The organism is Pseudomonas sp. GL-B-19 (assembly GCF_019956415.1).
GTDB lineage: Bacteria > Pseudomonadota > Gammaproteobacteria > Pseudomonadales > Pseudomonadaceae > Aquipseudomonas.
The window spans coordinates 123,599-137,527 of the sequence record NZ_JAHBDK010000016.1; the positions used below are offsets into that span (position 1 = coordinate 123,599).

The following is a 13,929-nucleotide window of genomic DNA, read 5'->3' on the forward strand; positions in this document are numbered from 1 at the left end:
GCGATGGCGGCCTCACATCCAACATCAATGTTGATTGATCGACCGCTATCGCGAGCAGGCTCCCACAAGGATTGATGGCGACACATAAATCGCGGGCACAAAAAAAGCACCTCGAAAGGTGCTTCTTTTTGAATCTGAAACCTGAGTATTTAGCGATTCTCGTCGTTCTGCGTAAGGATCAGCTTTCCTTCCTTGTCGACCGGAATCTGGTTACCCGGATCGCGATCCATCCGCACCTTGCCTTCCTTGCCATCCAGCGAATACCGGACATCGTAGCCAACGACCTTGTCGCTGATGTCATTCACTGTATTGCAGCGAGTTTGGGTCGTGGTGTAGGTGTCACGCTCTTGCATGCCTTCCTGAACCTTGTTGCCCGCATAACCACCGCCGACAGCGCCCGCGACCGTAGCAATTTTCTTGCCGGAGCCGCCGCCGACCTGATTACCCAGCAGACCACCCGCTAATGCACCGACCACCGTACCGGCAATCTGGTGCTGATCTTTGACCGGCGCCTGCCGAGTCACGGTTACGTCCTTGCAAACTTCACGTGGCGTCTTGATCTGTGTCTTGACCGGTTCAACGGCTAGTACTTGCGCATACTCAGGGCCGCTTTTAACCAGGTTGTAGGTGGCAACAGCACCCCCGGCAGTCACACCGACAGCACCCAAAACCGCACCAACCAACATCGACTTGTTCACATGAACCTCCTGACCATCACATGCGGGGCAAGCCCGCGCTTCTCCCAGCCTTGGAGCACAAAAAAAGGCGCGAGTTCAACTCGCGCCTTTTTTGGCTGACAACGGGAAAACGATGGCCGTTATGGGCGGTCGTCGACTTCCTTCTCGGTCGCCGCAGGAGGAATCAAATCCTCGCTGCTGAGGTTCAGCCAGATCAGCACCACGTTCGCGATGTAGATCGACGAGTAAGTACCCGCCAGAACACCGATGAACAGCGCAATGGAGAAGCCGAACAGGTTGTCGCCACCGAAGAACAGCAGGGCCGCAATCGCCAGCAACGTCGAAATCGAGGTCGCCATGGTCCGCAGCAGGGTTTGCGTGGTCGAGATGTTGATGTTCTCGATCAGGGTCGCCTTGCGCAGTACACGGAAGTTCTCGCGAACCCGGTCAAATACCACGATGGTGTCGTTGAGCGAGTAACCAATGATCGCCAGTACCGCCGCCAATACCGTCAGATCGAAAGTGATCTGGAAGAACGACAGAATACCGATGGTCACGATCACGTCGTGGATCAACGAAACAATGGCACCAACTGCAAACTTCCACTGAAAGCGGAACGCCAGGTAGATCAGGATACCGCCCAGCGCCATCAGCATGCCGAGGCCGCCCTGGTCGCGCAGTTCTTCACCGACCTGCGGGCCGACGAACTCTACGCGCTTGACCTGCGCCGGGTTATCGCCGCCGACCTTTTGCAAGGCCTCGGCCACCTGGTGACCCAGTTGCGGGTCTTCACCTGGCATACGCACCAGCAGATCGGTGGTTGCACCGAAGTTCTGCACGATGGCCTCGTGATAACCGGCGGTAACCAGTTGCTCACGCACCTTGGTGACGTCGGCCGGACGTTCGTAGGTCAGCTCGATGAGCGTACCGCCGGTGAAGTCCAGGCCCCAGTTCATGCCCTTGTGGAAGACGCTGAAAATGGCCAGCGCAGTAAGGAACAATGTGACGCCGAACGCAAAGTTGCGAACGCCCATGAAGTTGATTGTACGTAACATGGCAGCCCCTTAAATCCACAACTTCTTGAAGTCACGACCGCCGAAGATCAGGTTGACCATCGCGCGAGTCACCATGATGGCCGTGAACATCGAGGTAAAGATCCCGAGGGACATGGTCACTGCGAAACCTTTGACCGGGCCGGTGCCCATCGCAAAGAGAATCCCGCCGACCAACAAGGTTGTCAGGTTGGCGTCGAGAATCGCTGTGAATGCCCGGCCGAAGCCTTCGTTGATTGCCCGCTGCACCGTCATGCCCGCCGCGATCTCTTCACGGATCCGCGAGAAGATCAGTACGTTGGCGTCGACCGCCATACCCATGGTCAACACGATACCGGCGATACCCGGCAGGGTCAGCGTTGCACCCAGCAAAGACATCAAGGCCAGCAGCAGCACCATGTTCACCGCCAGAGCGACGGTGGCGATAATGCCGAAGAAGCGGTAGATGGCGATGATGAACAGCGAGACAAACAGCATGCCCCACAGCGATGCATCGATACCTTTGGTGATGTTGTCGGCACCCAGGCTTGGACCAATGGTGCGTTCTTCAGCGAAGTACATCGGTGCAGCCAGACCACCAGCACGCAGCAGCAGTGCCAGCTCGGAAGACTCGCCCTGACCGTTCAGGCCAGTGATACGGAACTGAGCACCCAGCGGCGACTGGATGGTCGCCAGGCTGATGATCTTCTTCTCTTCTTTAAACGTTTGAACCGCGACGTCTTTCTCGACGCCGTTGACCATTTGCTTGACGTAAGTGGTCACCGGGCGCTGTTCGATGAAGATCACCGCCATGCTGCGGCCGACGTTACTGCGAGTCGCACGACTCATCAGCTCGCCACCGTGACCATCCAGACGGATGTTCACTTCTGGCGTGCCGTGCTCGCCGAAGCCAGCCTTGGCATCAGTCACCTGGTCACCGGTGATGATCAGGCCACGCTCGATCTGTGCCGGCGGACGCTTGCCTTCACGGAACTCGAAGGACTCGGAAGTGGCTTTCGAAGCACCCGGCTCAGCAGCCAGACGGAACTCAAGGTTGGCCGTCTTGCCGAGGATACGCTTGGCTTCTGCGGTGTCCTGAACGCCCGGCAGCTCAACCACGATGCGGTTGGCGCCCTGACGCTGAACGATCGGTTCGGCAACACCCAGCTCGTTGACGCGGTTACGTACCGTGGTCAAGTTCTGCTTGATGGAGTATTCGCGGATTTCCGCCAGCTTGGCCGGGGTCATCGCCAGACGCAGCACCGGTTGACCATTGAGGTCGGCCGGAACAATGTCGAAATCGTTGAAGTTCTTGCGAATCAGCGTACGGGCCTCTTCGCGGGCTGCTTCATCACTGAAGCCCAGCTGAATGGCACCGTTGAATTGCGGCAGGCTGCGATAGCGCAGTTTATCTTTACGCAACAGGCTCTTTACGTCGCCTTCGTACACTTTCAAGCGTGCGTCGATTGCTTTGTCCATGTCCACTTCCAGCAGGAAGTGCACACCACCGGACAAGTCCAGACCCAGCTTCATCGGGTGCGCGCCCAGGCTGCGCAACCATTGTGGCGTGGTTTGTGCCAGGTTCAGTGCAACGACGTAGTCATCACCCAATGCCTTGCGTACGACGTCTTTGGCAGGCAGCTGATCTTCAGCCTTGGTCAGACGAATCAGACCACCCTTGCCGTTCGCCGACAGCGTGGCCGCCTTGACGTTGATCCCGGATTCCTTGAGCGCAGCGCTCACGCGATCCAGATCAGCCTGATTGACGAGCAGCGCAGTACTTGCACCGCTGACCTGAATGGCCGGGTCATCAGGATATAAATTGGGAGCGGAATAAATCAGACCGACCGCCAGCACCGCCAGGATCAGAATGTATTTCCACAGAGGGTATTTGTTCAGCATCACGCCGCCCGTTTATGACGCGGGGCGCCTTGCGCGCCCCGTCGATTGAATATGAAGTTGAAACTTAGATCGCTTTCAGCGTGCCTTTTGGCAGCGTGGCGGCAATGGCGCCTTTCTGGAATTTCATTTCGACGGTGTCGGAAACTTCCAGAACGACGAAATCGTCTGCCACTTTAGTGATCTTGCCGGCGATACCACCGGTGGTCACAACTTCATCGCCTTTTTGCAGGCTGCTCAGCAGGTTCTTCTGCTCTTTGGCGCGCTTGGCCTGTGGACGCCAGATCATCAGGTAGAAGATGACCAGGAAACCGACCAGGAAAATCCACTCAAAACCACCACCCATTGGGCCTGCCGCAGGTGCAGCAGCGTCAGCCATGGCATTAGAGATAAAAAAGCTCATTTAGCACTCCAGTTGCAAATGTTGAATCTTGGGGTCAGAAAACTCAGTCCAAAGGCGGAACAGGTAACCCGCGCTTGGCGTAGAAGGCATCGACAAAGGCGGCCAATGTACCCTGTTGAATAGACTCGCGCAAACCAGCCATAAGCACCTGGTAATGGCGCAAATTGTGGATGGTATTCAACATGCTACCCAACATTTCGCCGCACTTGTCCAGATGGTGCAGATAAGCGCGGGAGAAGTTCTGGCAGGTGTAGCAATCGCAGGTCGGATCCAGCGGCGAATCATCATGGCGATGGAACGCGTTACGGATCTTCAGCACGCCAGTGTCAATGAACAGATGCCCATTGCGGGCATTACGGGTTGGCATCACGCAATCGAACATGTCCACACCGCGGCGCACACCCTCAACCAGATCTTCCGGTTTGCCAACGCCCATAAGGTAACGAGGTTTGTCAGCCGGCATCTGACCCGGCAGGTAATCCAGCACCTTGATCATTTCGTGCTTGGGCTCGCCCACGGACAGACCGCCAATGGCCAGGCCATCAAAGCCGATCTGGTCGAGGCCTTCCAGGGAGCGCATGCGCAGGTCCTGGTGCATGCCGCCCTGAACGATGCCAAACAGCGCCGCCGTGTTGTCGCCATGGGCTTCTTTCGAGCGTTTGGCCCAACGCAACGACAGCTCCATCGACACGCGAGCGACATCTTCGTCAGCCGGGTACGGGGTGCACTCGTCGAAAATCATCACGATGTCCGAGCCCAGATCACGCTGGACCTGCATCGACTCTTCCGGCCCCATGAACACTTTGGCGCCGTCGACCGGAGAAGCGAAGGTCACGCCCTCTTCCTTGATTTTGCGCATGGCGCCCAGGCTGAACACCTGAAAACCACCGGAGTCGGTCAGAATCGGGCCTTTCCACTGCATGAAATCGTGCAGGTCGCCGTGCTTCTTGATCACTTCGGTGCCAGGACGCAGCCACAAGTGGAAGGTGTTACCCAGAATGATTTCCGCGCCGGTGGCGGTGATATCCCGCGGCAGCATGCCCTTGACGGTGCCGTAGGTGCCCACCGGCATGAAGGCCGGGGTTTCTACCGTACCGCGCGGAAAGGTCAAACGACCGCGACGAGCCTTGCCGTCAGTAGCAAGCAACTCAAACGACATACGACTTTGGCGACTCATTCTTTGTCCTCAGGGCCACGTGGTGCGGGATTACGGGTGATAAACATCGCATCACCGTAGCTGAAAAAGCGGTATCCATGCTCGACGGCGGCTTTATAAGCAGCCATGGCTTCGGGATAACCGGCGAACGCCGAAACCAGCATCAATAGCGTGGATTCGGGCAAATGGAAATTGGTGACCAGGGCATCGACCACATGAAACGGCCGGCCCGGGTAGATGAAAATGTCCGTGTCGCCGCTGAACGGCTTGAGCACGCCATCGCGCGCAGCGCTTTCCAGCGAACGCACGCTGGTGGTCCCCACGGCCACCACGCGACCGCCACGAGCGCGGCAAGCCGCAACCGCATCCACCACGTCCTGGCCGACTTCCAGCCATTCGCTGTGCATGTGGTGATCTTCGATCTTCTCGACGCGCACCGGCTGGAACGTACCGGCGCCGACGTGCAAGGTCACGAACGCAGTGTCGATGCCCTTGGCCGCAATCGCTTCCATCAGCGGCTGATCGAAATGCAGCCCCGCCGTCGGTGCCGCCACAGCGCCCAGACGCTCGGCGTAGACCGTCTGATAACGCTCACGGTCCGAGCCTTCATCCGGACGGTCTATATAAGGCGGCAACGGCATGTGCCCGACGCGGTCGAGCAGCGGCAACACCTCTTCGGCGAACCCCAGCTCAAACAACGCATCGTGACGCGCCAGCATCTCGGCCTCGCCACCACCATCAATCAGGATCTTGGAACCCGGTTTCGGCGACTTGCTGGAACGCACATGCGCCAGCACGCGATGAGTGTCGAGCACGCGCTCGACCAGGATTTCCAGCTTGCCGCCGGAAGCCTTCTGGCCAAAAAGCCGCGCCGGAATCACCCGGGTATTGTTGAACACCATCAAATCGCCCGGGCGCAAATGCTCGAGCAAATCAGTGAATTGACGGTGTGCCAGGGCGCCGCTGACCCCATCAAGGGTCAACAGGCGACTGTTGCGACGCTCGGCCAAAGGATGGCGGGCGATCAGCGAATCTGGGAGCTCGAAGGTAAAGTCAGCAACGCGCATGATGGGGTTCGTCTAGCAGGGCCGGGAAGTCTAGCGGAAATATCAAAAATTCTCCATGTACCTGATTGACCAACGGTTATCTCATCTCTATACTTCGCCGCCATTGAGCCCTGATGGCGGAATTGGTAGACGCGGCGGATTCAAAATCCGTTTTCGAAAGGAGTGGGAGTTCGAGTCTCCCTCGGGGCACCAAAATTAAGAAAGGTCTTGCTTAGCAAGGCCTTTTTTTTCGTCTACAGAAAAGCACCTGACACCCCACCGACCTGTAGGAGCCGGCTTGCCGGCGAAGCTTTTTGATTTCTCGCCTCCTCGACCGGTACGCCCCTTCTCAAGGATTCACCCCATGGAACTGCTGCTGGAAACTGTTGCTCTGTTCTGCCTCAAGCTTGCTTATGAGACGGAGGATTCGAGTCCGATTCTTCGGGATGATTTGGTGATGAGTGAGTATGAGCGGGAGGTTTTTGGGTTGTTGGTAAGGAGGGGGGATGTTGAGGGGATTCAGGTGAAAGTGGGTGAGTGCGTGGGGTTGGCACTGAATGCTGTCGGCGGTGTCGATACAGTCCTGGGGCGTGAGCTGCATAGATTGTCAGTAGATTTCAGCGCTGAGCGGACCTTGGACCATCTTGATACCCCGCTCAACGCACTCAAGGATTATCTAAAAAATATTCTATGAATGAAGGGGGTTAACTAAAAACACAGACTAACCGAGAGGCGCACCGATACGGGGTCTGGGAACTTCTATCAACACCCCACATCTCGATTAAAAGTAAATTAGCCCCGACTTCCATATATCCAAGCCATCATGCAAAAAGCTAAAGCTTCGAAAAATTAGTCAACAACTAATTTTACGTCACTTTCCAGTCTCGATCATTACTCCATCTAGTCCTAACATCAGCAAAACCCGTTAAGTGTTTGGATGTGCTCGACACCCTCTTCATCTTTAACTCTCCATTACTTGGACTATTTGTCCAGTACCCCCCCATTAGGACCGTCTTAGAAACGATACTCAAATCACCGACCCCCTTGATCAACCTAACCTCGCCCTTGTACGGACTCCGAAGCTCAAATATATAAGTTAGACGAAGTGAGCCAGTTTTAGGGTTGCTGAGTATTGCCTCAACTTCGGAGTTCCCGCTTTGAATCGCAGAAAAACTCTGAATCGACAAAGTAAGATAGGTCTGCTTGACTATGAACACCATTTTAACTACCGGCATGGGCTCGCCGGGACTAGCCTGATAATTTGAAGCAAGCTCACCAATCCAAACACCTCCAAGAACCGGACGACCTAGGACACTTGGCAAAACAGACACTTTCCACCCCCACTTACAGAATACGAAAAAAACCCCACTTATCAATGCAAGTGAACTTGAAGCCATTGATAAAAGTCGCTGCCAAGTTAAATCCACATCAAAATAAGCGAGCTGAAGCACAACCCAAGAAACAAATACAGCCAACGTCGACCAAAATATAAATTTCACTAACAAGGAGAGTTCCTTGGATGTCAATGTCAGATTTTCCAAGTTTTAACCTCCCCGCCCTTGAATATATTAACCGCCCCTTGGGAGTTTATAACGGCACAGCAGTACACACCAGGCAATCTAGATACAGCCTGAGCAGTAAAATACCTGGAGCCTACAGGGAGAGCACCTTTAGCTGGAGGTAGAATAAGCTCAGGTGATGGACTTAAAAACTGACACATATGCGTTAAGGATTGTGCATCAAAATCAACAAGATGAAATCCATCATGCCATTCACTTCGATAGGCCGAGACATCCACTAAACACCTTACAACTTCTTCGAAGTCTGAAATTGGCAAGTGTAATCCCACCGGCAGAACCCCTCCCATCGGATGTGTAGGAAGAACCATCGGACAGTTATAGAACACAATACCCAAACCTGAAAAATCGCTCACTCGCCTCACAACGAGAGCAGACAACAATCTATCAATCCACGACATTGCTCACCCTCAAAATAAAATAAATATGCCTAACCACCGCAAAGTAATAAGTAGCCTATGCAGATTTTCTAGAAAACTCCATACGGCCAAAAGTGGGCCGACCGTGACCGTTGAAATACTCCCCACTAGCAGCCTTTAAACTCTTATCAAACAACATATTTGCACAACCCACATGACTACGAAGCTCAGGTTGACCCGCCTTTGGGTCATTCCTGTAGTTATACAGGAGTCGATACCCTTCTGCCTCGTCATAGAGCAAAGCTGCGGCGATACTATTAGACCCAGATTGTGGAGTCTTGAGCCGAACTCGAATTTTATCCCACGTCTGGCAAATTGTAACCTCGGCGCTCCATTCATATCGAACGTCCCCGCTTTCGCTCAATGTTTGCCCAGTACAAACCCACTCACCAGAAAGGTCAGCAACCTTGAGCCACTTAGTTGCAACACCCCAACGCCATACAAACTTATCAAATAGCATGTATAAAACCGAAAAGACCACACCAGCGCCAACTAATGACAGAGCAGTAGGTGGTAAATTTACCGCAACACCAAATGTTGAAGCCAAATCAACCAAAGAAAGCAGCAAAAAGACGACAACTCCTGAAATTACACTAGCGGCCAATCCGATGTAGCGACCGATAAACGCTCGATTTACACCACCTAGCAAAGCATACTCATGACTTAACACTTATTCTTCCCCTTACAAAATAAAAAGCGCAATCGATCATAAGTTATAGCCTCTTCAAAAACCAGCCTTCCAACAGCATTTCGCCCATATTGCGGATTTAATGCAGGCAATGAGAAAGAACGGAAGATTCACCGTCAGCATTACGGGAACAGGAGAATTCTTTGATCCACCTCTGGCTTTTTTGCAATCCAAATATATAGCCCCATCAAACTTTCTCTTAAATGCAAAAGAATGGCACAGCCTACCTTTAACCATTTCAAGCCCCCCATTCAACGAGCAAAGCCTCCACCAAAATATCAACACTCACCATTTTTTAAACAAACCCAAACCACCCCTTGGAAGCCTAATCACCTACAGCAAAAAAAAACAGCAATTAAACGACAGCTAAAACACCACCAAGCAAACACAGCGAACTTTCAATAGCGCATCAAAAATTATTTTAATCCAAAGTAGTTCCAAGCTGCTTTTGCAAACTCACGCCCATCTTCACGAGTCCACTTTTGACTTGAATGAAACAGAAAAAAGCATTCATTCACTTCTACCCAGCGACCAGAGTCCGGCTCATCGCCTTGAAGCTTATTCCAAATATGAATAAGCATAGCTCGGAGACATTCCGTCCAAGTAGAATGAGAAAACGCAGTGTCCGGACAGTTGTAGGCCAAGCACTCCATAAAAAATGATGGTAATTCACGAAACGCCCCATCTTCTGCCATTGCGTTTTCAATGCGTTTTAGAAGTCGCGCCCCTTTTTTATAGGCATTGCCAGTTCGCTTGTTCTTAGCTATTCCGTTCTCCATTTGTTGAGCTGGATAATTGATGATACTACTGCCATCCACCTTGAATATTTTAGTTCCATCCCTCACCTCACCTTCCATGTAATATCGATAGCTAAAACAAGGAACTACATCAGCATCTACACGCGCCGAGCTAGAATTAATCTGTATTGCGGTAGACCCCGTAGAGTCTACTTGCCCAGGGAACTTTGCCTTCATCGCAGAAAGAAGCTCGGCTCTGAACTTTGATGGGGTCCAAATCCCCTCATATGATTTGCCTGGCGTATAAATCCCTTTCTCAGACTCCTTCCAATATAGAACCTCTGTACATTCCACAGCTATATCAACATCACTATCTGAGCGCACATTAGTATTGTTAGCGTAAGACCCTTTCGCATAAATACTCAACGAGCAATTGTTGAATGGTTCATGTGAACTTATCGCTTCGCGGATCATTCGCTCGGTTCTATTCTGCTTATCCTGTTCAGTGTCACTCGAAGGGCCAACCCATCCGGACAACTTATCTTCCAAATTCATTTCTTATCCTTTAAAAATCTAACAATAAGTAGACGAAATGGGCATAAGAGAAAAAGCTTCAAAACCCGCACGTAGGTTACGAAGTCGATGCCAGTGTGTCTATGGCCGGCCTAGGTTGATCACCACATTAGCAAACGTCCACAGTGATAGCGGCCGCCCATGCCAAACAGAGGCCTAGTTCTGGCAGTACCTCAGTTCGAATTTGCCCCCCGGTGAGAAGTAATACCAATCGACTCAGTAACACTCTTACTTCGGAATAGGACAGAGCTTGTTTCTATTAAAACTCTCTGAATATCAATAGCATGAAGGAACCTGTAACACATGCAATCCTCCTACCGAACAAAACGGGGACCGATCAAAACGCGAACAGAACAAATTTTTCATCTCGAACGGTTTGGGATCAAGGCCTTCAAAAGGTTGCAGGAAAAGCACCTGCACGATACCCTCCCACCGTCGCTGCCAATTCAGCGACCGGGTGTGGTAACCCGAGTTATTCAAGGCGCAACAGCGCCCCAGTCACGTCATCAGGCGCTTTTTTTATGCCTGCGGCGTGAGTCATGGCGGCTGTGCGTGGGACGCCCTCCGGCGTGCCGGTTTCCTTGATACCCGGTTTACCACCCTGCGCACAGCTGTCACCCATTCGTGTGGTAACGAATCTGGCAGCTCCATATATCAAGGAGTCTGATAATGCGCAGCATCAATCCGTACAAAATTTGGCTTTACCCTCAACGCGACGCCCAGTTGCGTAACGCCCCACCGTCCACCCTCTCCCACCGCCTCTCCGTCATCGGAGGTGGCCAATGACCGATCAATCAGAGCTGAAAACCATCGGCCTAACACCTGCCATTTACTGCGCAGATCAACCGCTTTTCCACGTCACTCGTGGTGTTCCGCTCGGCGATGCATTAGCCATGGCTTCTGACTTCCTGTTTCTCGCCAAGAAGCTGAATGAAGATGCCGCTTACGCCACAGACACCGACCGCCATGCCTGGGCTGCGCATTATTTGACGGCGATGAGTAAGGCGGTGGTTGATGATGCGGTGAAGGTGCTTGGGCGGGGTCGGAGTTCTGCGGCGACAACTGAGCGGACGGCGGCGAAGTCTGAAGGGTAGCGACTGATAGCCGATGAGCCCCGAGTTCTTCGGGGCTTACAAATGTGTGGCGCGTGGCAACCGAAAACAGGTGACGGCGTCCGTCCCTTGTAGTCAGATACGGCTATCGTTTGAATTTGCTGTGCAGAGGCATTTTGCTGGAATGGTTATGACACCAAAACGGAATCACACATGGAAGCGCTGATTAATCCGGACGTTCTGCGCTGGGCGCGTGAGCGAGCATCCCTGAGCACGAGTACCCTGGCCAAAAGTCTTGGTACGCAGGAAGACAATGTGCTGGCGTGGGAGCAAGGAAAGAAAAAACCGTCTTTCAACCAGGCAATGAATTACGCCCGGCAGACATACATTCCATTTGGTTACCTTTATTTGTCTCAGCCACCAGAGGAAAGCCTTCCTCTGCCGGACCTTAGAACGGTTAATGGAAAACGCGACCATGGATACAGTCTTGCCCTCATGGATACCATTAGGTGGGCCATGGAAAGACAAGAATGGTATCGCGACTACCTGACCAGCCAAGGCGTCATTGAAAATAGAATTGTCGGAAGGTTTTCGGTGAGCGACAGCGTCGAAGTAATCGTTGCAGACATCCGTGCAACCTTAGGCATACCCAACAAACCAAATCGCGGCGACTTTGATGACTACTTTAAAAACCTGGTCAGCAAAATTGAAACTGCGGGCATACTTGTAATGCGCAATAGTATTGTTAACAACAATACGAGCAGGCCTTTACTTGTAGAAGAGTTCCGAGGTTTTGCAATCAGCGACACACTGGCCCCTGTCATTTTTATCAACACAGCCGATTGCCCAGAAGCAAGACTGTTCACTTTGGCTCATGAACTGTCTCATATTTGGATAGGTCGTTCTGGCGTGTCTGACGGCGACCCTGCGAATCATAGATCGGAAGAGATTTTGTGTAATGCGGTGGCGGCAGAGCTATTGACTCCTGAGCGCGAATTCCTCGCTTCTTGGGACGCTGACATTGAATGGCTAGAAAACATCCCACTCTTGACGAAATTTTTCCATGTCAGTGGCTGGGTGATAGCCCGCCGCGCCCTGACTTTCAATCTCATAACGGCATCCGAGTATGGTACCTATATTTCCAAAAAGATCGCAGAGCACAAAGCTCGCAGCAAAAATGGAGCGCCACCCTACAATAGACTGCAGACAGGTCGAGTTAGCAAAACGCTTGCTACCGCCGTGGCAAGTGAAGCATTAAGCGGAAGAATGCTTTATCGAGATGCCGCGCGCCTGATCGGCGTGAAGCCGCACAAGCTATCTGATTATTCTAAAAAGGAACTTGGATTTTGAGTTATCTGCTCGATGCGAACTCCTACATACAGGCGAAGAACACTCACTATCGGATGGGTTTCTGCCCTGGTTTCTGGGACTGGTTAGACAGTGCATATGATGCCGGTAAAATTTCCAGCATCTCACTTGTATATAAGGAATTAGTCGACTGCGGCGACGAATTATCAAAATGGGCAAAAGAAAGACCAAACCATTTTTTATCTGTTGACGACGTTCGCACACAGACAACCTTTGCGCAGATTGCTACGTTTGTCATGGACCTACCTCTTCCTAAACAAACAGAAAAAATACGTTTTCTCGATGGCGCCGACCCTTGGTTGATTGCAAAAGCGAGCGCAACTAATCATACAGTTGTAACTCATGAGGTGTGGGTACCTCCAACGAGTCATAAAATAAAAATCCCGAATATCTGCCAGCAGTTCAATGTTCCATATATAAATTCATTCGATCTACTTGACACACTTAATGCCAAACTTATTCTTGGCACCCACGCTTAGAAAAACAAGAAAAAGGGATCAGACGACGTTCGTCCCACTACCAATGCTACAGCCCTTGTCATCGAGACGGGTCTTGGATTTGCACCCCCCTGCTGACAAGCAGCGCAACCAAATTAGGGTATGTACGAAACGGCTTCGGAGGGACTGGGGTAAACAACTTCCATGTTCCAGAAACAAGAAGGCCCGAACGTAATGCCGGACTGAGCCAGCACCAGAGGATCGGGCGCGATTGGGATTGATGCTGCCGGAGCCAAATGACCAAGTCAATGTGTCCGTCACATAAAATATGGCGAACATTCGGGTTTATGCCCGAACTCAAAACCATTGGCCTTACCCCCGCCATTTACTGCGCAGATCAACCGCTTTTCCATGTCACTCGCGGCGTCCCCCTCGGTGATGCATTAGCCATGGCTTCTGACTTTCTGTTTCTCGCCAAGAAGCTGAACGAAGATGCCGCCTACGCCACAGACACCGACCGCCACGCCTGGGCTGCGCATTATTTGACGGCGATGAGTAAGGCGGTGGTTGATGATGCGGTGAAGGTGCTTGGGCGGGGTCGGGGTTCTGCGGCGACGCCTGAGCGGGCGGCGGCGACGTCTGAAGGGTAGTGGTTGAAAAATGGGGAGTGGGCTGCTTGATGGCGGCGGTAGGTTCAGCGTTGATGTTGGCTGGTCTGGCGCTATCGCGAGCAGGCTCACTCCTATGTATGGACTCGCCCCCACTGTCTACCTGCTTTTCAAACACTGCTACCCGGTTGCATCTATGTATAAGGCCTATTCGAGGAAGCCATCTTTGGCTTCTGGCCAACATTGGTTGAGCTCACG

The 13,929-nt window shown here is 52.5% G+C and carries 14 protein-coding genes and 1 tRNA gene; 6 read left to right on the forward strand and 9 right to left on the reverse strand.

Features of this window, described 5'->3' with window-relative positions:
• Window positions 1-149: 149 nt before the first annotated feature.
• From KGB06_RS04805 to queA, 6 genes are all read right to left on the reverse strand, one after another.
• The gene (locus KGB06_RS04805; protein WP_223512189.1) at window positions 150-698 is read right to left on the reverse strand and encodes a glycine zipper 2TM domain-containing protein; all 549 of its coding nucleotides are present in this window, start codon (window positions 696-698) and stop codon (window positions 150-152) included.
• 119 nt (window positions 699-817) lie between these two features.
• Window positions 818-1,732, reverse strand: coding sequence for a protein translocase subunit SecF (gene secF, locus KGB06_RS04810; protein WP_223512190.1), 915 nt, complete (start codon window positions 1,730-1,732; stop codon window positions 818-820).
• 9 nt (window positions 1,733-1,741) lie between these two features.
• Entirely contained in the window at window positions 1,742-3,610 is a 1,869-nt protein-coding gene (gene secD, locus KGB06_RS04815; protein WP_223512191.1) for a protein translocase subunit SecD, read from the reverse strand.
• A 64-nt stretch (window positions 3,611-3,674) separates the two neighbouring features.
• On the reverse strand, window positions 3,675-4,010 hold the full coding sequence (yajC, locus tag KGB06_RS04820) for a preprotein translocase subunit YajC (RefSeq protein WP_007982729.1): 336 nt from the start codon (window positions 4,008-4,010) through the stop codon (window positions 3,675-3,677).
• Between the two features lie 43 nt (window positions 4,011-4,053).
• The gene (tgt, locus tag KGB06_RS04825) at window positions 4,054-5,169 is read right to left on the reverse strand and encodes a tRNA guanosine(34) transglycosylase Tgt (RefSeq protein WP_223512204.1); all 1,116 of its coding nucleotides are present in this window, start codon (window positions 5,167-5,169) and stop codon (window positions 4,054-4,056) included.
• A 14-nt stretch (window positions 5,170-5,183) separates the two neighbouring features.
• Window positions 5,184-6,233, reverse strand: a complete 1,050-nt coding sequence (gene queA / locus KGB06_RS04830; protein ID WP_223512192.1) for a tRNA preQ1(34) S-adenosylmethionine ribosyltransferase-isomerase QueA — start codon at window positions 6,231-6,233, stop codon at window positions 5,184-5,186.
• A 107-nt stretch (window positions 6,234-6,340) separates the two neighbouring features.
• On the opposite strand from queA, the gene KGB06_RS04835 reads away from it, so the two are divergent.
• Window positions 6,341-6,425, forward strand: a tRNA-Leu gene (locus KGB06_RS04835).
• Between the two features lie 151 nt (window positions 6,426-6,576).
• Window positions 6,577-6,906, forward strand: coding sequence for a hypothetical protein (locus KGB06_RS04840; RefSeq protein WP_223512193.1), 330 nt, complete (start codon window positions 6,577-6,579; stop codon window positions 6,904-6,906).
• A gap of 172 nt (window positions 6,907-7,078) precedes the next feature.
• On the opposite strand, the gene KGB06_RS04845 is transcribed toward KGB06_RS04840, so the two are convergent.
• The 3 genes from KGB06_RS04845 to KGB06_RS04855 form a co-directional block, all read right to left on the reverse strand.
• Window positions 7,079-7,753 carry a hypothetical protein gene (locus KGB06_RS04845; protein WP_223512194.1) on the reverse strand — a complete coding sequence of 225 codons (675 nt, stop codon included), beginning with the start codon at window positions 7,751-7,753 and terminating at the stop codon, window positions 7,079-7,081.
• A gap of 492 nt (window positions 7,754-8,245) precedes the next feature.
• Window positions 8,246-8,878, reverse strand: a complete 633-nt coding sequence (locus tag KGB06_RS04850; RefSeq protein WP_223512195.1) for a hypothetical protein — start codon at window positions 8,876-8,878, stop codon at window positions 8,246-8,248.
• A 434-nt stretch (window positions 8,879-9,312) separates the two neighbouring features.
• The gene (locus KGB06_RS04855) at window positions 9,313-10,188 is read right to left on the reverse strand and encodes a nucleotidyltransferase (protein ID WP_223512196.1); all 876 of its coding nucleotides are present in this window, start codon (window positions 10,186-10,188) and stop codon (window positions 9,313-9,315) included.
• 800 nt (window positions 10,189-10,988) lie between these two features.
• Between KGB06_RS04855 and KGB06_RS04860 the strand changes: the two genes are divergently transcribed.
• The 4 genes from KGB06_RS04860 (at window position 10,989) to KGB06_RS04875 (ending at window position 13,713) form a co-directional block, all read left to right on the forward strand.
• Window positions 10,989-11,300 (forward strand): DUF3077 domain-containing protein, encoded by a 312-nt coding sequence (locus KGB06_RS04860; RefSeq protein WP_223512197.1) that lies wholly within the window; start codon window positions 10,989-10,991, stop codon window positions 11,298-11,300.
• Between the two features lie 171 nt (window positions 11,301-11,471).
• Window positions 11,472-12,608, forward strand: coding sequence for an ImmA/IrrE family metallo-endopeptidase (locus tag KGB06_RS04865; RefSeq protein ID WP_223512198.1), 1,137 nt, complete (start codon window positions 11,472-11,474; stop codon window positions 12,606-12,608).
• Window positions 12,605-13,105, forward strand: a complete 501-nt coding sequence (locus tag KGB06_RS04870) for a DUF4411 family protein (RefSeq protein WP_223512199.1) — start codon at window positions 12,605-12,607, stop codon at window positions 13,103-13,105. The genes KGB06_RS04865 and KGB06_RS04870 overlap by 4 nt, the downstream gene beginning before the upstream one ends.
• A 305-nt stretch (window positions 13,106-13,410) precedes the next feature.
• Window positions 13,411-13,713 (forward strand): DUF3077 domain-containing protein, encoded by a 303-nt coding sequence (locus KGB06_RS04875; protein ID WP_223512200.1) that lies wholly within the window; start codon window positions 13,411-13,413, stop codon window positions 13,711-13,713.
• Window positions 13,714-13,929 lie beyond the last annotated feature (216 nt).